The following is a 455-nucleotide window of genomic DNA, read 5'->3' as shown; positions in this document are numbered from 1 at the left end:
GAACGTGAGCCATACCCTGAATGGGACCCCGTGCTTCAGATGATCGATGAATTTTATCGTAAAAACTACCCGGAATATATTCCTAACAAGCATGGAGAATTATTTCAATAAAAGGGAGGAAGCTAATATGCCCAATCAAGGGATAGCGCAGATTATATTTCCTGATAGCAAGGATTTGGAAACGTTTTTGAAGGAGCAAGGAAGTTATGACTTACATGAAGACCTATTAAAATATGGATTGACGACGAAACAGTTTTTATACGTTGACTATAAAGGTGAGCAATACCAAGAAATTGTCAATTTTATTCTTGATTACGAATTTGCCCACCAAATTGAATTAGCAACACAAGAAGAACTCGAGAAATTAGAAGCATTTAATTATGAATTTTTACCTGAAAAGATCAAGGAGGCCAACAAAATACTGTCACCAAAGGGCTATGGACTATTTTCATATC

The 455-nt window shown here is 36.0% G+C and carries 1 protein-coding gene; it reads left to right on the top strand.

Annotated features, from left to right (window positions below; genetic code table 11):
* Nucleotides 1-127 precede the first annotated feature (127 nt).
* Nucleotides 128-455, top strand: a 328-nt coding sequence (locus ORL93_RS30985) for a hypothetical protein (protein WP_265960350.1), incomplete at its 3' end; no start/stop codon positions are given.

Origin of the sequence: Bacillus sp. DHT2 (genome assembly GCF_026241455.1) — a bacterium.
Classification (GTDB): Bacteria; Bacillota; Bacilli; order Bacillales; family Bacillaceae_G; genus Bacillus_A; species Bacillus_A pseudomycoides.
This window is presented reverse-complemented; position numbering and strand designations above follow the sequence as displayed.